22 protein-coding genes are annotated in these 23532 nt (G+C 74.2%); 9 read left to right on the top strand and 13 right to left on the bottom strand.

Going from position 1 to position 23532, the window contains the following annotated elements; genetic code table 11:
* Window positions 1–74: 74 nt before the first annotated feature.
* Window positions 75–884, bottom strand: a complete 810-nt coding sequence (locus tag D7193_RS12605; RefSeq protein ID WP_120779676.1) for a TrmH family RNA methyltransferase — start codon at window positions 882–884, stop codon at window positions 75–77.
* Between the two features lie 210 nt (window positions 885–1094).
* On the opposite strand from D7193_RS12605, the gene D7193_RS12610 reads away from it, so the two are divergent.
* Entirely contained in the window at window positions 1095–2465 is a 1371-nt protein-coding gene (locus D7193_RS12610; protein ID WP_120779677.1) for a glycoside hydrolase family 10 protein, read from the top strand.
* Window positions 2466–3040: 575 nt separating this feature from the next.
* On the opposite strand, the gene D7193_RS12620 is transcribed toward D7193_RS12610, so the two are convergent.
* The 4 genes from D7193_RS12620 to D7193_RS12635 form a co-directional block, all read right to left on the bottom strand.
* Window positions 3041–5251: a transglycosylase domain-containing protein gene (locus D7193_RS12620; RefSeq protein ID WP_120779679.1), complete on the bottom strand. Its 2211-nt coding sequence runs from the start codon at window positions 5249–5251 to the stop codon at window positions 3041–3043.
* Between the two features lie 124 nt (window positions 5252–5375).
* Window positions 5376–6167, bottom strand: coding sequence for a hypothetical protein (locus D7193_RS12625; RefSeq protein ID WP_120779680.1), 792 nt, complete (start codon window positions 6165–6167; stop codon window positions 5376–5378).
* 222 nt (window positions 6168–6389) lie between these two features.
* On the bottom strand, window positions 6390–7493 hold the full coding sequence (locus D7193_RS12630; protein ID WP_120780365.1) for an SPFH domain-containing protein: 1104 nt from the start codon (window positions 7491–7493) through the stop codon (window positions 6390–6392).
* Window positions 7494–7498: 5 nt separating this feature from the next.
* Window positions 7499–7972, bottom strand: a complete 474-nt coding sequence (locus tag D7193_RS12635; RefSeq protein ID WP_120779681.1) for an NfeD family protein — start codon at window positions 7970–7972, stop codon at window positions 7499–7501.
* Window positions 7973–8091: 119 nt separating this feature from the next.
* On the opposite strand from D7193_RS12635, the gene D7193_RS12640 reads away from it, so the two are divergent.
* Window positions 8092–9399, top strand: coding sequence for a serine hydrolase domain-containing protein (locus D7193_RS12640; protein ID WP_120779682.1), 1308 nt, complete (start codon window positions 8092–8094; stop codon window positions 9397–9399).
* Window positions 9400–9416: 17 nt separating this feature from the next.
* Here D7193_RS12640 and D7193_RS12645 read toward each other — a convergent pair whose 3' ends face one another.
* Window positions 9417–10229, bottom strand: coding sequence for a DUF3097 domain-containing protein (locus D7193_RS12645; RefSeq protein WP_120780366.1), 813 nt, complete (start codon window positions 10227–10229; stop codon window positions 9417–9419).
* Window positions 10230–10486: 257 nt separating this feature from the next.
* Between D7193_RS12645 and D7193_RS12650 the strand changes: the two genes are divergently transcribed.
* Window positions 10487–11281: a hypothetical protein gene (locus D7193_RS12650; RefSeq protein ID WP_120780367.1), complete on the top strand. Its 795-nt coding sequence runs from the start codon at window positions 10487–10489 to the stop codon at window positions 11279–11281.
* A gap of 45 nt (window positions 11282–11326) precedes the next feature.
* Here the strand turns inward: D7193_RS12650 and D7193_RS12655 are convergent, their stop codons facing one another.
* From D7193_RS12655 to fabG, 4 genes are all read right to left on the bottom strand, one after another.
* Window positions 11327–12190 (bottom strand): HAD-IIA family hydrolase, encoded by an 864-nt coding sequence (locus tag D7193_RS12655; RefSeq protein WP_174242613.1) that lies wholly within the window; start codon window positions 12188–12190, stop codon window positions 11327–11329.
* On the bottom strand, window positions 12142–13173 hold the full coding sequence (locus D7193_RS12660) for a ferrochelatase (protein ID WP_120779683.1): 1032 nt from the start codon (window positions 13171–13173) through the stop codon (window positions 12142–12144). Before D7193_RS12660 ends, D7193_RS12655 begins: the two co-directional genes overlap by 49 nt.
* A gap of 97 nt (window positions 13174–13270) precedes the next feature.
* Window positions 13271–14038 (bottom strand): enoyl-ACP reductase FabI, encoded by a 768-nt coding sequence (fabI, locus tag D7193_RS12665; RefSeq protein ID WP_120779684.1) that lies wholly within the window; start codon window positions 14036–14038, stop codon window positions 13271–13273.
* 30 nt (window positions 14039–14068) lie between these two features.
* Window positions 14069–14773: a beta-ketoacyl-ACP reductase gene (fabG, locus tag D7193_RS12670; RefSeq protein ID WP_120779685.1), complete on the bottom strand. Its 705-nt coding sequence runs from the start codon at window positions 14771–14773 to the stop codon at window positions 14069–14071.
* Window positions 14774–14922: 149 nt separating this feature from the next.
* Between fabG and D7193_RS12675 the strand changes: the two genes are divergently transcribed.
* From D7193_RS12675 to D7193_RS12690, 4 genes are all read left to right on the top strand, one after another.
* Window positions 14923–16149, top strand: a complete 1227-nt coding sequence (locus D7193_RS12675) for a sensor histidine kinase (RefSeq protein ID WP_120779686.1) — start codon at window positions 14923–14925, stop codon at window positions 16147–16149.
* Window positions 16146–16808 carry a response regulator gene (locus D7193_RS12680; RefSeq protein ID WP_120779687.1) on the top strand — a complete coding sequence of 221 codons (663 nt, stop codon included), beginning with the start codon at window positions 16146–16148 and terminating at the stop codon, window positions 16806–16808. The genes D7193_RS12675 and D7193_RS12680 overlap by 4 nt, the downstream gene beginning before the upstream one ends.
* A 96-nt stretch (window positions 16809–16904) precedes the next feature.
* Window positions 16905–17822 carry an alpha/beta hydrolase gene (locus D7193_RS12685; protein ID WP_120779688.1) on the top strand — a complete coding sequence of 306 codons (918 nt, stop codon included), beginning with the start codon at window positions 16905–16907 and terminating at the stop codon, window positions 17820–17822.
* Window positions 17819–19012, top strand: a complete 1194-nt coding sequence (locus tag D7193_RS12690) for an acyltransferase family protein (protein WP_120779689.1) — start codon at window positions 17819–17821, stop codon at window positions 19010–19012. Before D7193_RS12685 ends, D7193_RS12690 begins: the two co-directional genes overlap by 4 nt.
* Window positions 19013–19362: 350 nt before the next feature.
* On the opposite strand, the gene D7193_RS12695 is transcribed toward D7193_RS12690, so the two are convergent.
* The 3 genes from D7193_RS12695 to D7193_RS12705 are packed head-to-tail and all read right to left on the bottom strand — an operon-like array spanning window position 19363 to window position 22393.
* Entirely contained in the window at window positions 19363–20313 is a 951-nt protein-coding gene (locus tag D7193_RS12695; protein ID WP_120779690.1) for a VWA domain-containing protein, read from the bottom strand.
* Window positions 20310–21308 carry a DUF58 domain-containing protein gene (locus tag D7193_RS12700; protein WP_120779691.1) on the bottom strand — a complete coding sequence of 333 codons (999 nt, stop codon included), beginning with the start codon at window positions 21306–21308 and terminating at the stop codon, window positions 20310–20312. Before D7193_RS12700 ends, D7193_RS12695 begins: the two co-directional genes overlap by 4 nt.
* The gene (locus D7193_RS12705; RefSeq protein WP_120779692.1) at window positions 21287–22393 is read right to left on the bottom strand and encodes an AAA family ATPase; all 1107 of its coding nucleotides are present in this window, start codon (window positions 22391–22393) and stop codon (window positions 21287–21289) included. Before D7193_RS12705 ends, D7193_RS12700 begins: the two co-directional genes overlap by 22 nt.
* Before the next feature lie 240 nt (window positions 22394–22633).
* Between D7193_RS12705 and D7193_RS12715 the strand changes: the two genes are divergently transcribed.
* Both D7193_RS12715 and D7193_RS12720 read left to right on the top strand, forming a co-directional pair.
* Window positions 22634–22864: a hypothetical protein gene (locus D7193_RS12715; protein WP_120779693.1), complete on the top strand. Its 231-nt coding sequence runs from the start codon at window positions 22634–22636 to the stop codon at window positions 22862–22864.
* Between the two features lie 22 nt (window positions 22865–22886).
* On the top strand, window positions 22887–23495 hold the full coding sequence (locus D7193_RS12720) for a PH domain-containing protein (protein ID WP_120779694.1): 609 nt from the start codon (window positions 22887–22889) through the stop codon (window positions 23493–23495).
* The last annotated feature ends 37 nt before the right edge of the window (window positions 23496–23532 follow it).

Consider the following 23532-nt stretch of genomic DNA (forward strand, 5'->3'; position numbering starts at 1 on the left):
GCCGCTCCCACCGGAGCCGCCGTCTCTGGTCGACGTACCTCTGACCGGTGTCCTGGTGAGGGCGGGCGCCGCCCTCACCAGGGGTCGTCGCGGCCCAGTTCCCAGCAGGCCACGGCGGTGGCGGCGGCCACGTTGAGTGAGTCCACGCCGCGGCGCATCGGGATGACCACCCGTACGTCGGAGGCGTCCATGGCGGCGCGGGTCAACCCGGCCCCCTCCGCCCCGAGCAGCAGGGCGGCCCGCGCCCGCTGCGCCGCGTCCAGCCGCTGGATCGGGACCGCGTCGGGCGCCGGGGTCATGGCGAGCACGGTGAAGCCGGCCGCGCGGACCTCGGCCAGCCCGCCGGGCCAGGGTTCCAGCCGGGCGTACGGCACGGCGAAGACCTCACCCATGCTGACCCGGACGCTGCGCCGGTAGAGCGGGTCGGCGCAGGACGGCGAGAGCAGCACCGCGTCCACGCCGAGCGCGGCCACGGCGCGGAAGATCGCACCGAGGTTCGTGTGGTTGTTGACGTCCTCGAGGATCACGATCCGGCGCGCGGTGGCGAGCACCTCGGCCGCCGAGGGCAGCGGCCGGCGCCGGAATGACGCCAGCACGCCCCGGTGTACGTGGAAGCCGGTGGCCCGTTGCAGCACCTCCTGGCTCGCGGCGTAGACCGGCGCGTCGCCGGTGTCCAGGTCGGCGAGCTGGTCGACCCGCTTGGCGTCGACAAGGTACGAGCGCGCCGGGTAGCCGGCGCGCAGCGCCCGGCGCAGCACCAGCTCCCCTTCGGCGATGAACAGGCCGTGCGGGGGCTCCCAGCGGGTGCGCAGCTCGACGTCGGTGAGCGCGCGGTAGTCGGCGATCCGCTCGTCGTCGGGGTCGGTGATCTGGTGGACGTGCACCGCACGATTCTGCCGGACGGCCGTCCGGGGGTCGGTTGAGCCTTCCGGACCGCCCGGCTAACATCGACGTGCGCGGATGAGCTTTGGGTGATGGGCCGGGTTACGCGAACAGCGGGCATCCGGTGCTGCCTGCGCGGCCGGGCCAGGTGCGATGGGCGGCGCCGGGTCGAGGTCGCAGCCAGTCATCTCCCACGCTCGAAAGGCACTCCCATGAGCAACCCTCCGGTCCGGCAGGACCGACCGGCCCGCGCGCGGACGGGCCGGCGCCTCGCGCTGGTCCTCACCGCGACGGGCGTCCTCGTCGCGGGCGCGACGATCGCGCTGGCGCCCAGCGCCAGCGCCGGCACCACCCTCGCGGCGTCCGCCGCCGAACGCGGCCGCTACTTCGGCACCGCGGTGGCGGCCAACAAGCTCTCCGACGCCACGTACGTGGGCATCCTCAACCGCGAGTTCGACATGGTCACGCCGGAGAACGAGATGAAGTGGGACGCGACGGAGCCGTCGCAGAACACCTTCACCTTCGGCAACGCCGACCGCATCGTCGCCAGCGCCCAGGCCAACGGCCAGCGGGTCCGCGGCCACGCGCTGGCCTGGCACTCGCAGCAACCCGGGTGGGTGCAGAACCTGTCCGGCAGCGCGCTGCGGTCGGCGATGGTCAACCACATCACCCGCGTGGCCAGTTACTACCGGGGCAAGATCTACGCCTGGGACGTGGTGAACGAGGCGTTCGCCGACGGTGGCAGCGGCGGGCGGCGGGACTCGAACCTCCAGCGCACGGGCAACGACTGGATCGAGGTCGCCTTCCGTACGGCGCGGGCCGCCGACCCGGGCGCGAAGCTCTGCTACAACGACTACAACACCGACGGCCAGAACGCGAAGAGCAACGCGGTGTACGCGATGGTCAGCGACTTCAAGGCCCGCGGAGTCCCGATCGACTGCGTGGGCTTCCAGTCGCACTTCAACGCCCAGAGCCCGGTACCGGCCGACTACCAGGCCAACCTCCAGCGCTTCGCCGACCTCGGCGTGGACGTGCAGATCACCGAACTGGACATCGAGGGTTCCGGCACCGCGCAGGCCGACAACTACGCCCGGGTGGTGCGCGCCTGCCTCGCCGTGTCCCGCTGCACCGGCATCACCGTGTGGGGCATCCGGGACAGCGACTCGTGGCGGGCCAGCGGCACGCCGCTGCTGTTCGACGCGGCCGGCAACAAGAAGCCGGCGTACACCGCCACGCTGAACGCCCTCAACGGCGGCAGCACGCCGCCGACCACCACGCCGCCGCCGGCGGGCGGCGGCTGCTCGGCTGCGGTGACCGTCAACGCCTGGAACGGCGGTTTCGTGGCAACCGTACGGGTCACCGCGGGCGCGGGCGGCACCGACGGCTGGGCGGTGGGGCTCACGTTGCCCGCCGGCGCGGCACTGGTGAACACCTGGAACGCCACGCCCAGCGGTCCGAGCGGCGCGGTCCAGTTCCGCAACGTCGCCTACAACGGCCGGCTGACCGCCGGGCAGACCACCGAGTTCGGCTTCCAGGCCAACGGCTCCGCCGGCACCCTGACCCCGAGCTGCACCGCGAGCTGACCACGACGGCGCCGGTGCGTGCGGTCCCCCGCCGCACCGGCGCCCCGCGGCGGCTAACCGCCACCGCTGGCAGTGCACCGCTGGCGCACCGCTACCGCTGGTAGTGCACCGGCACCAACCGGCCGTCGAGGGCGGCCCCCGGACCCCGGCCCGCGGACACCACGCGGCACCCTGTCGAGCTGCCCCAGATCTGGGGCACGCGATACCGAGCCGCCGGCGCGTCACCTAACGGGTCGCCCGCGAACAGCCGGGCACGATCGAGGCGCGCCCGGAGCGCGACGCTGTCGATCCGGTCCAGCACGGCCGCCGTCGGGCAAGGGCCCGATCAACGGCCGTCGGCAAGAGCCGTCGGCAACGGGTGCAGCGCGGTCTTCGCAGTGCGACGGCCGCAGTCTCAGATCTGGGGCAGCTCGACAGGGCGCACACGTACCAAGTGGCTGCCCGTCGCGTCCGACGGGCCGTCCGACGCGCGTCGCCGCCGCGCCTTCCCGCCGGCGACGACCGCATCCCGCGTCCTGTCGGCACGCGCCGGCCGACACCCCGCGTGGGTGCCGGCCAGGCGTGGGCTCCCGGCGTCAGCCGCGGCGGTCGAACCAGCGCTCCAGGAGCGACCGGTCGTCGGAGGGCCGGCGGTCGTCCGAGGACCGGCCGTCCTGCCGCGCCTGGGGCCGCTCCACCGGCCGACGCGGGTCGCCCGCCAGCTCGCGGCTGGGGGCCGTGAAGCCCTTCTCCGGCGTGCCGTCGACCGCGGTCGCGATCACCCGGGCCACGGCGTCGATCACCTTGGCCTGCACCGCGGACCCCACCGAGTCGGTCGGGTCGTCGGGGTTCGCGGCGATGCCGGCGACGGCGACCTGCGGGGTGTACCCCACGAACGTCTCGGTCGCGTTCTCCTCGGAGCTACCGGTCTTGCCGGCCACCGGACGCCCGTCGAGGATCTGCGTCACCGAGGTCGCCGTGCCGCCGTTGCACTGCCCGTACGCGGACTGCTGACCCACCGGGCAGCGCGCCGCGTCCGTGGCGGCCCGGGCCACGTCGGTGTCGAGGACCCGCTTGCAGGAGGGGTCGGTGACGGGGACGCTCTCGCCCTTCGCGTTCTTCACCGAGACCACCGGCAGCGGCGTGCAGTACATGCCCTCGGAGGCCACGGTGGCGTACGCGTTGGCGAGGTCGAGTGGGGTGGTGGCCGCGACGCCGAGGGTGAACGAGCCCCAGTTTGCCGCGTCGTTGCGGGCGAACTCGGCGTCCGCGTCGGCCCGGAACGTGATGCCGAGCCGCTGCGCCATCTCGACCACCTTGTCCTGGCCGACCTGCTCGGCCAGCCAGACGAAGTACGTGTTGACGGAGCGGCCGAAGCCGTCCCACATCATCCGGTAGCCGTCCATCCACTCCGGGTTGGCGTTCGCGGGGCACCAGTGACCGTCGCAGGTGCCCTCGCCCTCGGCGGGGTAGCGGGTCGGCAGCTTGGCCGGGGCGTCGAAGCCCGTGGACAGCGTCCGGCCCGACTCCAGCGCGGCGAGCATGGTGAACAGCTTGAAGGTCGACCCGGCCTGGTAGCCGTCGACACCGCCGCCACCGGAGATCAGCGGGTTGACGGTGTTCGGGTAGTTCTCCTGCCCGCTCGGGTTGGCGGCGAGGCTGTAGTGCCGGTTCACCGCCATCGCCAGCACCCGTCCGGTGCCCGGCTCGACCGCGGCGATCGGCAGCGCGCGCTTGTTGCCGTACCCGTACACCTCGGTGGCCTGCTTCTGCGCGGTGGCCTGGACCTGCGGGTCCAGCGAGGTGACCACGGTGTAGCCGCCGCGGCGCAGCGCCTGCTCCCGCTCCTCGACGGTCGAGCCGAACGCCGGCTGGGTCAGCCACCAGCGGCGCAGGTAGTCGCAGAAGTAGCCCCAGTCGTCGTGCCCCTGGGCGACCGCCGTGCAGCCGTTGGGCTGCGCGGTCGGGTGCAGGTCCAGCTTCTCGGCCTTGGCCTGGGCGGCCTGCGCGGCCGTGATCGCCCCGGTGTCGACCATCGAGTCGAGCACGTACGCCCGCCGGGCCAGCGCCGCGTGCTTGTCGCCGTCGATGGGGCTGTACGCCTCCGGCGACTGCACGAGCCCGGCGAGCAGGGCCGACTCGGCGAGGGTCAGCTGGGACGGCTCCTTGCCGAAGTACCGCTGGCTGGCCGCCGCCACGCCGTACGCCCCGGAGCCGAAGTAGGCGATGTTCAGGTACCGGTTGAGGATCTCGTCCTTGCTGAGGGAGTTCTCCAGTTGGGTCGCGTACCGGATCTCCTGGAGCTTGCGGCCCACGGTCTGGTCGGTGGCCGCCTGCCGCTCCTCGGCGGTGCGGCTCGGGTCGGTCTTGAGCACGTTGCGGACGTACTGCATGGTCAGCGTGGATCCGCCCTGCTCCGTGCCGCCGCCCTTGACGTTCGCCACCAGCGCCCGGACCAGGCCGCGCAGATCCGCCCCGCCGTGGGAGTAGAACCGCCGGTCCTCGGCCGCGACGATCGCCTGCCGCATCACCGGGGCGATCTCCGCGAGGGGGACGTCCGTCCGGTTCACGTCGTAGAACGTGGTGATGAGCGTCTTACCGTCGTTGGCGTAGAGGTAGGAACGCTGCGGGGTCACCGGGGTGCGCAGGACGTCCGGCAGCGCGTCGTACGCCCCGAACGCCGACCGGGTGGCGATGCCGAGGAGCAGGTTGCCGGGCAGCGCGGCCACCGCGAGGACGAGACCGGCGAGCAGGCCGGCGAGCAGCACGGTGAACACCCGCGCGAGCGGCGAACGGAGAGGGGCCATGGTCCCCAGGATTGCCACGAAAGCCACCAACCGACCAGCCCGCGCGCCGGTTTGTCAGCAACTTCACCGCCCCCGACCAGGAACTTCCCACCTCCGCGCCCGCGCGGGCCCGCCGCGATCGTGGTCAGGGGCCGCCGGGGGTCGCCGGCGGCGGGGCGGCCGTGGCCACGCTCGCCGAGGCGGCGTCCCGGACGATGTCCCGGGGTACGAGCCGGCCCGAGCGGTAGCCGATCCCGATCCCCGCGATCAGCACGAAGATCGCGCCGAAGGTCTGGAGCGAGCCCACCAACGCCCCGCCCAGGCCGAGCAGCGGCGCGGCGATCATCAGCATCACCCCGTCGCCCATGCTGAACGTCCCGGACCGGGCCACCGACCAGCCGGTGAGGAACCAGCCGATGCTGTAGCAGGTGGCGCCCACGAGGACCAGCGTCCGGGCGGACGTGCCGAAGACCGGCGTCTGCTCCTCGAACCCGGCGAAGGGCAGCATGAGCACGGTGCCGGCGATGCTCACCAGCAGGCCGGCGGCGGCGACCCGGCGGCTACGCGTCGCGGCCAGCAGCCCGGTGAGGGCCAGCAGGGCGAGCAGGCCCAGCCAGACGGCGGCCACCCAGCCGACCAGGTAGAGCGGCCGGCCGTCGGCGGGGTACGGGTCGTTACCCACCCCGCCGTCACTGGCCATGGCCACCACGCCGTAGAGCACGGCGTACGCGGGGAGCAGCCACACGACCGCGCGGGCGAACCGGCGTACCGACCAGGCCCAGCTGGCGTTCGTCGCCGGGCCGGGAGCGCTCGGCTCACCGACGAACGGCAGCACCCCGAATCCGCCGCCGGTACGCCGGCTGCCGAGCGGGCCCGTCGGGTCGTGCGCGCCGGGAACCGGGGCCGAGGACCACAACCGCTTCGCCGGATCCTTCATGCGTCACCTCGCTCCTGCACGAGCGGTGCGGGACGCGCCGGGGCGCCCCTGCCTGGTCACCACCCGTCCTCGGACCGATGGTGGCAGGCACCGGAGCGCCCCATGAGACATATTCGTATTTCCGTCCGCGATCCGGACGGGCGGTCCGCCGGGACCCGGACGGCCCGGCGGTGCCCTGCCGGCGCGTACACCGACCGGTCACCGCCGGGCGTGCGCGTCGGGTCAGCCGCGCTCGCGCTGGTCGGCCGGGTCGTTGACCAGGCTCGTCGGGGACACCGGCTCCGGCGCGGGAAGCCCCTTCGGGGTGCCGCCGGTGGCCTGCGCCTCGGCGACGCGTACCTCGTCGTGGATCTCCTGGGCGGCGCTGGCGGCCGCCTGCGCGGCCTCGGCGGCCTCCCGCTCCACCTCGCCGGCGCCCTTGCTGGCCTCCGGCGACGGCGCGTCGCCGACCATGCCGGCCAGCCCGCCCAGCGCGCCGCCCATGCCCTCCAGCGCCTTGGTCAGCTCGGCCGGCACGATCCACACCTTGTTGGCGGTGCCGTTCGCGATCTGCGGCAGGGCCTGGAGGTACTGGTAGGCGAGCACCTTCTGGCTCGGGTTGGCCTGGTGGATCGCGTCGAAGACGGTACGGATCGCCTTCGCCTGACCCTCGGCCTGGAGGATCCGGGCCTGCCGGTCACCGTCGGCGCGGAGCACGGCCGCCTGCTTCTCACCCTCGGCGGTGAGGATCTGCGACTGCTTGAGACCCTCGGCGTTCAGGATCGCGGCCCGGCGGTCACGCTCGGCGCGCATCTGCTTCTCCATGGAGTCGCGGATGCTCGGCGGCGGCTCGATCGCCTTGATCTCGACCCGGGTGACCTTGATGCCCCACCGGCCGGTCGTCTCGTCCAGCACGCCGGACAGGTGCCGGTTGATCTCCTCCCGGCTGGTCAGCGCCCGCTCCAGGTCCAGCGAGCCGATGACGTTACGCAGCGTCGTGACGGTCAGCTGCTCGATGGCCTGGAGGAAGTTCGAGATCTCGTACGTGGCCCGGACCGAGTCGACGACCTTGAAGTAGAGCACCGTGTCGATCGAGACGACCAGGTTGTCGGACGTGATCACGGGCTGCGGCGGGAAGCTGACCACCTGCTCGCGCATGTCGACCTTGGTGCGTACCGCGTCGATGAACGGCACCAGCAGGTTGAGGCCCGGGTTGAGGGTGCGCTTGTACTTTCCCAGCCGCTCCACCACGTCCTGGCGCTGCTGCGGCACGATCCGCACCGCCTTGGCCAGCGTCACCACGGCGATCAACGCCACGGCGATCACCAGCACCGTTATCGCTGTCATCCCGTTCACCCTCCCGCTTCCGGCAGCTCGCCGGCGGACGAAACGTCGTCCTGCCACACCAGGGCCGTTGCGCCCCTGACCTTTATCACCCGCACCCGCTGACCGGTCTCGAACGACTGCGTCACGTCGTACGGCCGGGCGGTCCACAACTCACCGTCGATCTTGACAAGGCCGTGCTCGGCGTCGACCCGCTCCAGCACCAGCGCGCTGGCGCCTTCGAGGGCCTCGACCCCGAACGGCTGCTCGCCGCTCTCCAACGCGGGACGCCGGTGCCGCCGGATGACCGGCCGCACCACCGCCACGGTCAGTGCCGAGACCGCCGCGAACACCAGCGCCTGCACGGCGGGCGGCGCACCGAGCCCCGCCGCCCCGGCGGCCGCGAAAGCGCCGGCCGCGAACATGATCAGGAACAGCGTCGTCGTAAAGATCTCGGCGACCGCCAGCAGCACACCCAACACGATCCACAGCACGGCGTCCACCCCACGATCGTGACACGCGAATGCACGCGCGGCTGCCCCGCGAAGATCAGTAAAGTCGGCGGCACCGCCTCCGGGCACCGCGGGGGCGGGCGCCGCACCGGCCGGATCGAGGAGAGCCCGTGTACCTGCTGCCCGACACCGCCCGACAGGTCGATTTCCTGGTCTCACAGGCACAGGCGCGAGGACGTACGCCGTCGCTGGTGATGGGCGTGGTCCGCGACGGTGATCTGGCACACGTGGCCGTCGCGGGCGGGCACCCCCGAGCCGACGGCGACCTCCAGTACCGGATCGGCTCGATCAGCAAGACGATGACCGCCACGCTGGTGATGCAGGAGCGCGACGCCGGCCGGCTGGCCCTCGACGACCGGCTCGAGGAGCACCTGCCCGGCACCGGGATCGGCGACCTCACCCTGCGGCAGCTCCTCGGGCACGCCAGCGGCCTGCAACGCGAGCCCGACGGCGACTGGTGGGAGCGGGCCGAGGGCGTGGACCTGGCGACGCTGCTCTCCCGGGTCGACGCCGGCAAGATCGCGTACCCGCCGCACCGGTCGTACCACTACTCCAACCTGGCGTACGGCCTGCTCGGCGGGGTGTTGGAGCGGATCACCGGCACGCCGTGGGCGCAGCTGCTGCGGGAGCGGATCCTCGATCCGCTGGGCATGGACCGCACCACGTACCAGGCCACCGAGCCCTTCGCCCGCGGCTACGTGGTGCACCCGTGGCACGGCACGCTGCGCGAGGAGCCGCGTACCGACACGGGCGCGATGGCCCCCGCCGGCCAGCTCTGGTCGACGGTCACGGACCTGGCCCGCTGGGCGGCGTTCCTGGCCGGCCCGGCGCCCGCCGTGCTCGCGCCCGACACCCTGACCGAGATGTGCGCACCGGTCGTGATCAGCGATCTCGACTCGTGGACCGGCGGGCACGGCCTCGGGCTGGAGCTGTACCGCGACGGCGACCGGGTGTACGTCGGGCACGGCGGCTCGATGCCCGGGTACGTAGCCGCCCTCGCCGTGCACCGCCCGAGCCGCACCGCCGTGGTCGGCTACGCCAACGCGTACGGCTTCGCCATCGGGAGCCTGGGGCGGCGGATCCTCACCGCCGTCCTCGACGCCGAACCGCCGCTCGCGCGGCCCTGGGTCCCGACCGCCGCGACCCCGCCCGGCGAGGTGACCGAGTTGAGCGGCCGCTGGTGGTGGATGGGCGTACCCCTCGACGTCACCTGGGACGCGACCGCCGGAGAGCTGGTGCTCCTCATGCGGGGCGAGCGGGAGAGCCGGTTCGTGCCCGAGGGCCCGGACCGCTGGCGGGGCCGCACCGGCCCGGAGAACGGCGAGATCCTCGCGGCACAACGCGACGAGTCAGGCGCCGTCACGGCACTGGACATGGCCACGTTCCTGTTCACCCGAACACCCGACCAGGAGCCCTGACCCGCGCCCGCAGGGCCTCAGGCGGGTTCGGTCACGAAGTCGATCAGGCGTTCCATCGCGTTGATGAGCGGCGTCTCCACGTCGGCGAAGGAATTCACGCGGGACAGGATGTGCCGCCACATGTCGGCCGGCTCGGCCACGCCCAGCGCCGCGCAGACCCCCTCCTTCCACGGCCGCCCCGGCGGCACCACCGGCCACGCGGCGATGCCGAGCGCCGCCGGCTTGACCGCCTGCCACACGTCGACGTACGGGTGGCCGGTCACCAGCACGTGCGGCGAGGTCACGGTCGCGACGATCCGGCTCTCCTTCGAGCCGGGCACCAGGTGGTCCACGAGCACACCGAGCCGCCGGCCCGGCCCGGGCGCGAACGCGCGCACCTCGGCCTCCAGGGCGTCGATGCCGTCCAACGGCTCGACCACCACGCCCTCGATCCGCAGGTCGTCACCCCAGATCCGCTCGACCAGCGCGGCGTCGTGCACGCCCTCCACCCAGATGCGGCTCGCCTTGGCGACCTGGGCGCGTACCCCGTCCAATGCGATCGAACCGGAGGCCGTCCGGCGGCGGGGAGCCGGCGCGGGGCCGCGCACCGGGCGGCGCAGCGTCACCGGCTGACCGTCGAGCAGGAACGCGGCGGGCAGCAGCGGGAAGTTGCGCCGCCGGCCGTGCCGGTCCTCCAGCACCACCGCGCCGGACTCGAAACCCACCACGGCGCCGCAGAACCCGGAATCGGCGTCCTCGACCACGAGGTCGGGCTCGGCGTCCACCTCCGGCACGACCCTGCGCCGCCGCCAGTCCCCCGCCAACACGTCGCTCTCGTACCGCCGCGCCATGTGGATCACGCTAACGGGCCGCTCCGCCCGCGACACGCCGCCACGCCGCCGGCTCCCGTGACGTCCACCGGCCCGGGCGTACGGCGATCATGCGCCGAACCGGCCGGGATTTTCCGCCTTTGTGAGCCCTCGCCCAGGCATGATCGACGAGAACCGCCGGGCGGGCACGGAGGGGGCGAAGCGGGCAGTCCGGGCCAGGCGACGCCGCCGCGCCGGCAGCCGAGACACAGCCGGTGGTGACCACGTACCCTTTCGGCATGTCCACCCCCGCAGCGGGCGCGGCGACGCTGGCGCCCCGCCGGTCGAGCCGGTTCGTTGCCTGGGTACGCGCGTGGCGCGCCGGGCTGGTGCCGTTTGACGAGGTCGCCGACGCCATCGCCGGCGACGAGGAGCACCTGGTCGCCGACGCGCCCGGCACCTGGACCGACGTGCCGCTCGGCGAGGCGCTGCCCACCCTCGCCAAGCTCTCGCCCGACGAGATCCGCCTGGTGCTGCCGGCGCCCGGCGACCCCCGGGGGCTGCCCGGCCCGGGCGACTTCGCGGGCGCCGCGCTGCTCGCGGGCGAGGCGGTGGTGGCCGGTGGCCTGGGGCTGATCCCGCAGGTGCGCACGCACACGTCGGGCTCCGGGGACATCTTCGAGACGGTGCTCTGGCGGGTCTACCCGCTGCCGGCCGACGCGCCCGCGGCGTCGCTCTCCCTGCCCGGCGCCGCCGAGGCCGAGGCCGAACTGGCCGCGGCGCTCGCCGAGACGACCGCCGCGCTGACCCGCCTCGACGTCGCCCAGTGGCGGCCCGAACTGGCCGGCGCGCTGGAGGCCCTGCGCCGGCCGGACGGCGCCACCGACCTGCCGCCAGGCTTCGACCCGCGCGCCCGCAGGCTCTTCGCCCGGGCCGCCGTACTCGACCGGGTGCTCGCCCTGGCCGGGCACGCCGCACCGGGCGGCGCCATCAACAACTACGAGGCGCAGCAGCGCGACGCCGCCCTGCGGCCGCTGACCACCGCCTGCCGGCAGGCCCTGGTCGCCGCCTGCAACGCGCCCCTGCGGCCCTGAGGAGGAGCCAGAGACCGGCCGCGGCGCCGCCGCTGACCGGCCCGGTCAGATCTCGTCGATCAGGTCGGCGACCGACTCGACGATCCGCGACGGCCGGTACGGGTAGCGCTCCGCCTCGGCGCGGGTACTGATGCCCGTCATCACGAGGATCGTCTCCAGGCCCGCCTCCAGGCCGCAGAGGATGTCGGTGTCCATCCGGTCGCCGATCATCGCCGTGCTCTCCGAGTGCGCGTTGATCGTGTTCAGGGCGGACCGCATCATCATCGGGTTGGGCTTGCCCACGAAGTACGGCTCGATGCCGGTCGCCTTCGAGATCATCGCGGCCACCGAGCCGGCAGCCGGCAGCGCGCCCTCGACCGACGGACCGGTCACGTCGGGGTTGGTGCAGATGAACCGCGCCCCGTCGTTGATCAGACGGATCGCCTTGGTGATCGCCTCGAAGCTGTAGGTGCGGGTCTCCCCCAGCACCACGTAGTCCGGCGCGAAGTCGGTCAGCACGTAGCCGACCGCGTGCAGGGCGGTGGTGAGCCCGGCCTCCCCGATGACGTACGCGGTGCCGCCCGGCCGCTGGTCGCCGAGGAACTGGGCGGTGGCCAGCGCCGACGACCAGATCGCCTCCTCCGGCACGTCCAGCCCCATCCGGCTGAGCCGGGCCTGCAGGTCCCGGGGCGTGTAGATCGAGTTGTTGGTGAGCACCAGGAACGGCTTGCCGGAGGCGCGCAGCCGCTTGACGAACTCCGGCGCGCCGGGCACGGGCTGGCCCTCGTGGACCAGCACACCGTCCATGTCGGTGAGCCAGCTCTCCACGGGCTTACGGTCCAGCATCTCTGCTCCCATGAGGGTGTCGGGGCGGGTCGGTGTCACGGGCGGCGGGGCGGCACGCAGCACACCGCCGGGCAGGTGTCCCACAGCGGCAGCTCGCCGAGGCGGCGGCGCAGCCGCGCCCCGTCCGGGTCGGTCCGCTCGGTGACGAGTTCGCGGACCATCGCCACGAAGCGCGGGTCGACGCCGGGCGTGGCGGCCCGTACGAAGTCCAGGCCGAGCTGCCCGGCCGTCTGCCGCGCCTCGGTGTCCAGGTCCCAGACCACCTCGAGGTGGTCCGAGACGAACCCGATGGGGCTGACCACCACGCTGGTGGTGGCGCCCGCCTTGGCGAGCGCCGTCAGGTGGTCGTTGACGTCCGGCTCCAGCCACGGCACCTGCGGCGGGCCGGAGCGGCTCTGCCACACCAGGTCGTACGGGAGGTCGGGCGCGGCGGCCGCGGCCACCAGCCGGGCGGTCTCGTGGAGCTGCGCCTCGTACCGGCCGCCGTGCGGGCCGGCGCTCGCGGCCATCGAGACGGGCACCGAGTGGGCGGTGAAGACGATCCGGGTGGTGTCCCGCTTCGCCGGGTCGAGCTGGTCGAGTGCCGCCTTCACGGCGTCGACGTGCGGCTCGACGAAGCCCGGGTGGTCCCAGAACTGGCGCAGCTTCTCGATCACCGGCGCGTCGGCGCCCACGGCCGCCCGGGCCGCGGCGATGTCCTCCTGGTACTGCCGGCAGGACGAGTAGCCGCCGTACGCGCTGGTGACGAACGCGAGCGCCCGCGTCACCCCGTCGTCGCGCATCTGCGTGACGGTGTCGGCGAGCATCGGATGCCAGTTGCGGTTGCCCCAGTAGACCGGCAGGTCCAGGCCGTTGGCGGCGAAGTCGGCGCGGATCGCGGCCAGCAGCTCCCGGTTCTGCTGGTTGATCGGGGAGACGCCGCCGAAGTGCTGGTAGTGCTCGGCGACCTCGGCCAGCCGCTCCGGCGGCACGCCCCGACCCCGGGTGACGTTCTGCAGGAACGGCACCACGTCCTCGGGCCGCTCCGGGCCACCGAAGCTCACCAGCACCAACGCGTCGTACGCCATGGTCCCATTCTTCCCCGCGTCCCCGGAGGCCCCGGCGACGCCCCCGCCCGACACCACCTACCGGTGTCCCCGCCGGCGGCGGGGACACCGGAGACGGTCAGGCGCCGAGGGCGTGGTAGCCGCCGTCGACGTGCACGATCTCGCCCGTCGTCGCCGGGAACCAGTCGGACAGCAGCGCGAGGCACGCCCGGGCGGCCGGCTCCTGGTCGGTGAGGCTCCAGCCCAGCGGCGCGCGCTCGGTCCAGGCGTCCTCGAACTGCTCGAAGCCGGGGATGGACTTCGCGGCCATGGTGCGCAGCGGGCCGGCCGAGACCAGGTTGCTGCGGATGCCCTGCTTGCCGAGGTGCAGGGCGAGGTACCGGGAGGCGGACTCCAGGCCGGCCTTGGCGACGCCCATCCAGTCGTAGACGGGCCACGCCTTGGTGGCGTCGAACGTGAGACCGACCACGGCGCTGCCGGCGGACATGAGCGGCAGCGCCGCCACGGCCAGCGACTTGTACGAGTACGTGGAGACCTGCAGCGCGGTGGCGACGTCCTCCCACGGGGCGTCGAGGAAGCCACCGCCGAGGCAGCTCTGCGGCGCGAACCCGATCGAGTGGACCACGCCGTCCAGGCCGTCCACGTGCTCGCGCACCTTGTCGGCCAGCCCCGCGAGGTGCTCCGGGTTCGTGACGTCGAGTTCGATCACCGGGGCCGGCTCGGGCAGCCGCTTGGCGATCCGCTCCACCAGGGAGAGGCGCCCGTAGCCGGTCAGCACGACCTGCGCCCCGTTCTCCTGGGCGAGCTTCGCCACCGAGAAGGCGATCGAGGCGTCGGTGATGACGCCGGTGACCAGCAGCCGCTTACCGGCCAGCAGTCCGGACATGCCGGGTTCCTCCGTCCTGTGTGGTGATCGTCAGTGGCCCATGCCCAGGCCGCCGTCGACCGGGATGACGGCGCCCGAGACGTAGCCGGCGCCGTCACCGGCCAGCCAGGTGACGACCGCGGCGACCTCGTCCGGGTGGGCCATCCGGCCGGCCGGGATCGACTTGCGGATCTCGGCCTTGCGCTCCTCGGACAGCACGGCGGTCATGTCCGTGTCGATGAAGCCGGGCGCCACGACGTTCGCGGTGATGTTGCGGCTGCCCAGCTCCCGGGTGATCGAGCGGGCCACGCCGACCAGGCCGGCCTTGCTGGCGGCGTAGTTGACCTGACCGGCGCCGCCGGAGAGGCCGACCACCGACGAGATGAAGATCATGCGGCCCCAGCGGGCCCGCAGCATCTTGGTGGACGCGCGCTTGGCGCAGCGGAACGCACCGGTGAGGTTGGTGTCGAGGACGCGGCTGAACTGCTCCTCGGACATCCGCATCAGCAGCGTGTCGTCGGTCATGCCGGCGTTGGCCACCAGCACCTCGACCGGCCCCAGCTCCGCCTCGATCGCCGTGAAGCCGGCGTCCACCGACTCGGCGTCGGTCACGTCGCAGCGCACACCGAAGAACCCCTCGGGCGCCTCGCCGCTGCGGTAGGTCACCGCCACGCGGTCGCCCTGCTTGGCGAAGGCCTGCGCGATGGCCAGGCCGATCCCCCGGTTACCTCCGGTAACCAGCACTGTTCGAGACACCGTGGTTCCTCCAAAGATCGCTGCGGCATGGAGACTAGGCGCTACCGCACGGTAATCACTAACCAGCCCCACGTCATACCGGGGTACGACCCGCGGGATCACCCCGGGGACGCACGACCCGCGCGGCGCGCCGAACTACCCTGCGGGGGATGGATCCCACTCCCCTCCGCGTCGCCGGCGCGGCCCTGCGCCGCTTGTGGGCCGGCCCGGACTACCCGGCGGTCCGGCTCCCGCGGCGACGCTGGCCCCGGTTGGCCGCGGTCGCCTCGACGGTCGGGTTGTTGGCGCTGGTGGGGCTCACCCTGATCACCGCGCAGTTCCTGCTCGACTCGCGGAAACTGCCCACCGCCACCGCCTGGCTGATCGCGTTCCTCACCGTCGCGCCCCTGCCGCTCCTGCTGGCCCGGCCGCTCTGGGCCTGGCGGATCATGTTCGTCGGGCAGTTGTTCGGCACGTTCAACCGGCGGCCGACGGACGACTGGCCGTGGAGCCCCACCCAGATCCTGATCATCCTCGGCGTGCTGGTCGTCGTGGCCTCCCGTGTCGACCGGGCCGTGCTGGCCTGGATCGGGCTGTTCAGCCTGCTCCCCGTCTGGATCTTCGTGGCGCCGCGCAACCAGGTCGGGATCTGCCTGCTGTTCGTGGTGCTGCTCATCCTCGGCGACCTGATCCGGCGCAACGTGTCGACGCGCCGGGCGCTGGCCGAGCAGGCCGAGCGCAGCGAGCTGGAGCAGGCCCGGCGCGCCGTCCTGGAGGAGCGCACCCGCATCGCCCGGGAGATGCACGACGTAGTGGCCCACCACATGTCGATGATCGCCGTGCAGGCGGAGACCGCCCCGTACCGGCTCGGCGAGGTGCCCGACCCGGCGCGGGACGAGTTCGCCGCCATCGCCGGCTCGGCACGGGCCGCGCTGACCGACATGCGCCGGCTGCTCGGCGTGCTGCGCAGCGACTCCGAGCAGGCCCGCACCGACCCGCAGCCCGACCTCGCGGACCTGCCGGCCCTGGTGGCGTCCGCGCAGCGCGCGGGCATGGCGGTGACGCTCGACGCCGACGTGCCCACCGACCTTCCGGCGCCGGTGGGCCTGGCCGCGTACCGGATCGTGCAGGAGGGGCTGGCCAACGCGGCCCGCCACGCCGCCGGGGCCGCGGTGCGCGTCACGGTCCGCGCCGACGCCGGCGAGCTGGCCGTACGCGTCGTCAACGACGGCACCGGCGCCCCGGGCCCGGACGGACGTGGCGGCGGGCACGGGTTGACGGGCATGCGGGAACGCGCCGTCGCCCTCGGTGGCACCCTCACCGCCGGAGTGACCGACGACGGCGGCTACGCGGTGCACGCGCGGCTGCCCTGTGACGGAGAGGACATCACCTCGTGATCCGTGTCCTGATCGCCGACGACCAGGCGATGGTGCGACAGGGCTTCGGCGCGCTGCTGGCCGCCCAACCGGACCTGCTCGTGGTCGGCGACGCCGCCGACGGCGCCCAGGCGGTCGCCGCCGCCCGCCAGCTCGATCCGGACGTGGTGCTCATGGACGTCCGGATGCCCGTGCTGGACGGGCTGGCCGCGACCCGGAAGCTGCTCGGCGACCGGCCCGCGCAACGGCCCCGCGTACTCATCCTCACCACCTTCGACCTGGACGACTACGTCTACGAGGCGCTGCGCGCCGGGGCGAGCGGCTTCCTGCTCAAGGACGCACCGGCGGCCGACCTGGTGCACGCGGTACGCGTGGTCGCGGCCGGCGACGCGCTGCTCGCCCCGGCGGTCACCCGCCGCCTGATCGCCGAGTTCGCGGCGCGCCCCGAGCGGCGCCGGCCCCGCCCCACCGAACTGGCCGCGTTGACCGCGCGGGAGACCGACGTGCTGCGGCTCATCGCCCGCGGCCGCTCCAACCAGGAGATCGCCGCCGACCTGGTGGTCGCCGAGCAGACCGTGAAGACGCACGTCGGCCGGATTCTCGCGAAGCTGCACCTGCGCGACCGGGCGCAGGCCGTCGTGCTGGCGTACGAGACGGGTCTGGTCGCCGCCGGCGAGTAGCACCCCGGTAGGGCCCCACGGTGGGCTCCCCGGCGTGACGCGCCTACGGCGGCCCGCGCCGCACTCTCCCTCCGAAGAACCGGAAGGGAGAACGCGATGCACTGGAGAGGCCCCACCCGCGTTGCCGTGGCCGCCCTGCTCGGCACGGGTCTGGTCCTGCCCGGCCGGCCGGAGCCGGTGGCCGCGGCGGGGTTCGTCGAGGCGTACCCGGTCACGGCGGCGGCGATGCGCGCGGCCGGTCCCCCGTACGCCGGCTGGGCGGCCCAGGGCCGCCGGTTCCTGCTGTTCGACCCGCGGGGCGACGGGCGCGCCGTCGAGGTCCGCGGCGACCTGGCCACGGCGGAGCGGATCGTCGTGCTGGTCCCCGGCGTGGGCAGTACCCTGCGGGACTTCGACCGGGGGCTGGGCGGGGTGCCCCGGCGCGCGCCGGCCGTGCAGGCGGACGAGCTGTACCGGGCGGCGCGCGCGACGGACCCGGGCGCGCGGGTGGCCGTGCTGGCCTGGCTCGGCTACGACCCGCCCGACGGGGTGCTCGCCGCCGCCGCGACCGCGGACGCTCGCCGGGGCGCCGCCGCGCTCCGCGACCTGCTCCACGGCCTGGCCGCACACCGTCCGTCGGCCACCCTGACGCTCGTCGGGCACAGCTACGGCGCGGTGGTCGTCGGGATGGCGGCGGCCGGCGCACCGGCCCAGGTCACCGACGTGGTGAGCCTCGGCGGCGTCGGTTCCGGCGTGGACCGGGCCGCGTCGCTCGGCCCGGCACGGCGGGTGTGGGCGGCCGAGGCGCCGGACGACTGGATCCGCCGCGTCCCGGCGGTCCGGCTGCCCGGTCTCGGGCACGGCCGGCGTCCGGCCGATCCGGCCTTCGGCGCCCGCCGCCTGCCGGTGACCGGCGTGCACGGGCATGACGGCTACCTCGTGCCGGGCAGCGCCACGCTCGCCGCGGTGGCGTCGATCGCGCTCACCGGCGCCACCGGCACGCCGGCCACCGAGCCGACGGGGGTGGCCCGGTGACGCGGGACCGGGCGTGCGACGCGCTGCGCGCGTACGCCGTCGCCGGGGTGGTGCTCGGGCACTGGCTGGTGACCGGGCTGGTGCTCGGCTCCGACGGGTCGCTGCACCAGGCCAGCCCCCTGGTCGCGATGCCCGGCCTCGCACCGGTCACCTGGGTGCTGCAGACCCTCGGCCTGTTCTTCTTCACGGCCGGCTACGCCTCCGCCCGCTCCGCCGCCCGGCACCCCGGCGGGACGGGGAGCTGGCTCGCCCGCCGCCTGCTCCGCCTCGTGCTGCCCACCGTGGCGATGCTCGGCACCGGCGCCGCCGTCCTGCTGGTGGCGACCGTGGCCGGCACGCCGGACGACACGCTCGCCGTCGCGCTCACCCTCGCGGTGAGTCCACTGTGGTTCCTGCTGCCGTTCGCCGCACTGGTCGCGCTGACCGGCCCGCTGCGCGCCGCCGTACGCCGCTTCGGCCCGTGGTTTTGCGCGGCGCCGGCCGTCGCCGCGGTGGCCGGGTCGGACCTTGCCGCCCGGCTGTTCCCGGACGTCGGCGCTCTGCTGCCGGTCACCCTGCTCGCCGCCTGGGCGGTGCCCTACCTGCTCGGTCTCGCGCACGCCGACGGGCGGCTCACCGGCCGTCGGCCCGCCGCCGCGCTCGCGGCCGGCGGCGCCGTCGTGCTCGCGGCGCTCCTCGCGGCCGGCTACCCGGCCAGCGCCGTCGGCGTGCCCGGAGCCGGGATCTCCAACCTGCATCCGCCGTCGCTGGTCGCGGTCGCGCTGGCGGCCGGCCAGATCGGGCTGGGCCTGCTGGCCCGTCCGGCGCTGCTGCGGCTCGCCGACCGGCCGCTGCCGGGCCGGGCGGTGGCGACGGTCAACCGGAACGCGATGCGGATCTACCTCTGGCACCAACCCGTGCTGGTCGGGGTCACCGTGCTGGCCGCCCGGACCGCCGGGGCGCTCCCGGGACTGCACACCGCCCCGGACGGGCCCGGCTGGCTGCTGGCCCGCGGCTGCTGGCTGCCGTTTCTCGTCCTGGTGCTGGCGGTGCTCGTCCACCGCGGCGTGGGCGGCGCCACCGGCCGCGCGGCCACACCCGTGCGGGTGTACGATGTTGGGCGTTCCGAGCCCCGCCGACTCCAGGAGGTGATCGCTGTGCGAGATAGCGATCCTTCCAGTCGTGGCCGGGCCGATCGTCAGCTCCGCTGAGCCACGGCTGCAGCAGGTGAGCTGACCCAGCTCCGCTCCCGCGCCTACCCGCCCCCGGCCATCGGTCGGGGTCGCGGCGTGTGCCGCCCGCGGCCCGGGAGCCGCCCGGTCACGACTTCGTGTGTGCGTCCTGATCCGCCCCACGGCCCGTCCTGCCCGGGCCGTCCAGCCGCCACTCGGAGCTGTCCATGAGCCGCTACGTCGCCCCGCTGGGGTTCACCCTCGCCGCCTTCTGGGTGGCCTTCCTGTTCGTCCTCGCCGGTCGCTGACCGGCGCCCGTCACCGACCCGCCGCGCTCGCGGCCGACCGAGGCGCACCCGCCGTCGGCCGGCCGCGAGGGCGGCCGGCCGTCACAGCATCCGGGACGACCACAGCAGGCTGAGCGCGCCCGCGCAGAGCGCGAGCAGCAGCGCCACGCCGGCGTACCACTGGGTCACCTCGCGCGGTTCCGTCCGGAACCCGATCGAGCTGCCCATGTCCTGGTAGACCTGCTTCAGCTCGTTCACCGAGGCCGCCTCGTAGAAGTACCCCTCCGTGGTCTCGGCCAGCTCGGCGAGGGCCAGCCGGTCCACCGGCACCCGCTGCAACTGCCCGCCGATGTCGACCTGACCGACATCGGTGCCGAACGCGATGGTGGACACCGGCACGTTGGCCGCCTGCGCCGCCGCGGCGGCCTCCTCCACCGAACGGCCCGACGTCCGGTAGCCGTCGGAGAGCAGCACGATCCGGGCGGGCGGGATGCCGGACGCGCCGTCGGCGGGCACCGACCGGATCGCCTCAAGGCAGGTGAACACGGCCTCCCCCGTGGCCGTCGCCTCGGCCAGCACCAGCCCGTCGATCGCGCTGGTCACCGCGTCCCGGTCCTTCGTGGGCGGCACCAGCACGTTCGCCGACTTGGCGAACGACACCAGGCCCAGGTTGTACGTCTCCGGCAGCTCACCCACGAACTGCTTGGCCGCCTCCTGCGCGGCCTCCAGCCGGTTCGGCGCCACGTCATCGGCCTGCATGGACAGCGACACGTCGATGGCGAGCATGATGGTGGCCCGTTCCAGCGGCTCCTTGGTGTCCATTGCCGGGCGGGCCAGCGCGGTGGCCAGCACCAGCAGGCAGAGCAGGAACGCGGTCGCCGGCGCGTGCCGACGCCAGCCGAGCCCCTTCGGCGCCACGGTGCGCAGCAGGTCCACGTTGGTGAACCGCATCGCGTACGCCCGGCGGTGCAACTGCCGCCAGACGTAGAGCGCGGCGAGGGCGAGCACCGGCAGCACGGCCAGCAGCCACCACGGTTGCAGAAAACGGATCATCGCGTCGTCCCCCGGGTGCGGGCGTGCCGCTGCGCGGCCACGAAACGCACCATGTCCAGCAGCCAGTCTCGATCGGTACGCAGGCGCAGGTGGGCGGCGCCGGCCGCACGCAGCGCGGTGGAGATCTCCGCCCGCTGGGCGGCGGCCGCCTCGGCGTAGCGGCGGCGCAGCCGCGGGTCGGCGGTCTGCACCTCGTGCAGCTCCCCGGTCTCCGGGTCGACCACCGGAAGCACACCCACGTCGGGCAGCTCCAGCTCACGCGGGTCGACCACCTCGACGGCCACCACGTCGTGGCGTACCCGCAGTTTGCGCAGCGGCCGGGACCACTGCGCGGGCGGGGCGAGGAAGTCGGAGATGACCACCGCCACCCCGCGCCGCCGCGGCGGCCGGTTCAGCATGTCGACGAGCGCCCCCAGGTCGCTGCGGCCCGGCCGGACCTCGGTGCCGGCGATCGCGCGGAGCAGGCCCTGCGCCTCCCGGCGGCCGTTGCGGGCGGGCAGCCGGGTCAGCCCGCCGGGCCCGGCGGGCGGGGCGGCGACGCGGCGGCGGCCCGACGGCGGGGTGGTCGCGCTGCCGGTGCCGATCACCGCGCCGACCCGGTTCCCGCCGCGGACGGTCAGGTGGGTGATCGCCGCCGCTGCCGCGATCACCACCTCACGCTTGAGCCAGCGGCCCGTGCCGAAGTCAAGGCTCGCGGAGAGGTCCACCGCCAGCCACGTCTCCAGCTCCCGGTCCGCGATCGTCCGCCGCACGTGGGGCATCGTGGTCCGCGCCGTCACCGGCCAGTCCATCCGGCGGACGTCGTCGCCGGGCCGGTACTCGCGGGACTCCCCCGCCTCGCTGCCCGGCCCGGGCAGCAGCCCGGCGTAGTCGCCCTGGAGCAGGCCGTCCAGCTTGCGGGTCACCAGCAGCTGGAGGCGCGACAGCACGGCCTCCGAGCGGTCGGCGGGCGCGGGACGAGGGGTGGCCGAGGTCACGGACGCGGCCCGGGCCACGCGGCGCCCGGCGGCGGGCCGACCGGCGGCGGCGTCGCCTGTTGCCGGGGCGCGACCGAAGGCAGCGGGATGGTGGACATCACGCGGTGCACGATGTGGTCGGCCGGCACGTCGTCGGCGAGCGCGTCGTAGCTGAGCACCAGCCGGTGACGCAGGATGTCCGGGGCGATGTCCTGCACGTCCTGCGGCAGCGCGTAGTCGCGGCCCCGCAGCAGCGCCAGCGCGCGGGTGGCCCGGACGAGGCCGAGCGAGGCACGCGGGCTCGCGCCGTACTGGATCAGCTGCGCGACATCCGGCATGCCGTGCTCGGCCGGGGCGCGGGTGGCGAGCACCAGCCGGACCGCGTAGTCGACCAGGGCGTTGTGCACGAACACCTGGTCCGCCTTGCGCTGCAGCGCGATCAGGTCGGCCGTGGCGAAGACCGGCGAGGGCTCGGGCGCCGCCACGCCCATCCGGTAGACGATCTCGCGTTCCTCGGCGTCGGTGGGATAGCCGACGACGATCTTCATGAGGAAGCGGTCCCGCTGCGCCTCCGGCAGCGGATAGACGCCCTCCTGCTCGATCGGGTTCTGCGTGGCCATCACGAGGAACGGGTCCGGTACCCGGTGGGTCTCGCCGCCGATGGACACCTGCCGCTCGCTCATGACCTCCAGCAGCGCCGACTGCACCTTCGCGGGCGCCCGGTTGATCTCGTCGGCCAGGAGGAAGTTCACGAAGACCGGGCCGAGCTCGACGTCGAACTTCTCGCTGGACTGCCGGTAGATGCGGGTGCCCATGATGTCGGCGGGCACCAGGTCCGGTGTGAACTGGACCCGGGCGAACGAGCCGCCGACGACCTTCGCGAGGGTCTCGACGGCGAGGGTCTTGGCCACCCCGGGCACACCCTCGAGCAGGCAGTGACCGCGGGCGAGGAGCGCGACGACCATCCGCTCCACCATCCGGTCCTGCCCGACGATCACCCGCTTGATCTCGAACAGCGCCCGTTCCAGCAGGGTCGCGTCCTCGGCGGGGGTGGTCACCGCTGCGGGCGTCTGCGGTGCCGCCCCGTTCGGTGTCGGGGCGTCGGGCGTGGTCGGCTGGGCCACCGGTCCTCCACAGCATGATCGGTTGTCGCGGCGTGGTGCGTATCAAGACTCGCATGCCCGGCTGAGAACCGAGGTGGGGTGAAGCCGATTTTCGCCACGCCGTCCGTGCCGACCGAATCCCCACACTCGGGGTGGACAGGAACGGGCCCGGCGCGTGTACGATTCACCCGTCGCCGGGCGGCTCCCCCCGTGGCCGCCCGGCGCTCATCCTTTCCGTCCCGCCGCCCTAGACTGGCCGGGATGAGCACCCCCTCTCCCGCCGACGAGCCGCTGATCTGCTCGGCCAAGGGGTGCCGCGCGCCCGCAGTGTGGGCGCTGCAGTGGAACAATCCCCGGCTGCACGACCCCGACCGGCGCAAGACCTGGCTGGCCTGCGCGGCACACCGGCAGACCCTCGGCGACTTTCTCGACGCCCGCGGCTTCCTCCGTGCGGTCGCGCCGCTGCCCGGATCGCCTACGCTCGAAGCGTGAGCGCCCAGAACGGATCCCCCCGGTGAGCGGAACCGACTTCGGCGGGCCACCAGCGGGTCCGCCCCCGCCGCCCGGGCCGCCCCCGCCGGTGCCCGGGCCTCCCCCAGCGTCCCCACCCCGACCCGTCCCCGCGCCGCCGTCCGCCGGCCCGCTGGAGCCCTGGCCGGCGACGGTGCGGTGGCAGCCCATCTCCCGGGACCTGATCTGGGTCGAGCTGCTCCGGCTCGGCGCGGGGGTCGCGTTCGTCGTCGTGGGCGTGGCGATCGGCTGGGCGCTCAGCGGGCACTGGCTGTTCGGTCTCGGCCTCGCCGTCGTCCTGCTGCTGACCGCCCTCCGCGCCATCTCGATCGTCCGGGCGGTCCGCGCCTGGGGGTACGCCGAGCGCGAGGACGACCTGCTGGTGCGCCACGGGCTGCTGGTCCGGCGGCTGTCCATCGTCCCGTACGCCCGGATGCAGTTCGTCGACGTCAGCGCCGGGCCGCTGGAGCGCGCGTTCGACCTCGCCACCGTCCAGTTGCACACCGCCGCGGCCGCCAGCGACGCCCGGGTGCCGGGGCTGCGCCCGGCCGAAGCGTCGCGGTTGCGCGACCGGCTCACCGCCCTCGGCGAGGACCGGGCGGAGGGGCTGTGACCGCGCGATCCGGCCGGGCGACCGCGGAGCCGGTCCG

It is taken from the genome of Micromonospora costi, assembly GCF_003626655.1.
Lineage (GTDB): Bacteria > Actinomycetota > Actinomycetes > Mycobacteriales > Micromonosporaceae > Micromonospora > Micromonospora costi.

Excerpts from the sequence above, each read along its gene's own strand:
- D7193_RS12610 (WP_120779677.1), top strand. The coding sequence starts at position 1,095 with ATGAGCAACCCTCCGGTCCGGCAGGACCGACCGGCCCGCGCGCGGACG.
- D7193_RS12620 (WP_120779679.1), bottom strand. The coding sequence starts at position 5,251 with ATGGCCCCTCTCCGTTCGCCGCTCGCGCGGGTGTTCACCGTGCTGCTC.
- D7193_RS12625 (WP_120779680.1), bottom strand. The coding sequence starts at position 6,167 with ATGAAGGATCCGGCGAAGCGGTTGTGGTCCTCGGCCCCGGTTCCCGGC.
- D7193_RS12630 (WP_120780365.1), bottom strand. The coding sequence starts at position 7,493 with ATGACAGCGATAACGGTGCTGGTGATCGCCGTGGCGTTGATCGCCGTG.
- D7193_RS12645 (WP_120780366.1), bottom strand. The coding sequence starts at position 10,229 with ATGGCGCGGCGGTACGAGAGCGACGTGTTGGCGGGGGACTGGCGGCGG.
- D7193_RS12650 (WP_120780367.1), top strand. The coding sequence starts at position 10,487 with ATGTCCACCCCCGCAGCGGGCGCGGCGACGCTGGCGCCCCGCCGGTCG.
- D7193_RS12660 (WP_120779683.1), bottom strand. The coding sequence starts at position 13,173 with ATGGCGTACGACGCGTTGGTGCTGGTGAGCTTCGGTGGCCCGGAGCGG.
- fabI (WP_120779684.1), bottom strand. The coding sequence starts at position 14,038 with ATGTCCGGACTGCTGGCCGGTAAGCGGCTGCTGGTCACCGGCGTCATC.
- D7193_RS12675 (WP_120779686.1), top strand. The coding sequence starts at position 14,923 with ATGGATCCCACTCCCCTCCGCGTCGCCGGCGCGGCCCTGCGCCGCTTG.
- D7193_RS12685 (WP_120779688.1), top strand. The coding sequence starts at position 16,905 with ATGCACTGGAGAGGCCCCACCCGCGTTGCCGTGGCCGCCCTGCTCGGC.
- D7193_RS12695 (WP_120779690.1), bottom strand. The coding sequence starts at position 20,313 with ATGATCCGTTTTCTGCAACCGTGGTGGCTGCTGGCCGTGCTGCCGGTG.
- D7193_RS12715 (WP_120779693.1), top strand. The coding sequence starts at position 22,634 with ATGAGCACCCCCTCTCCCGCCGACGAGCCGCTGATCTGCTCGGCCAAG.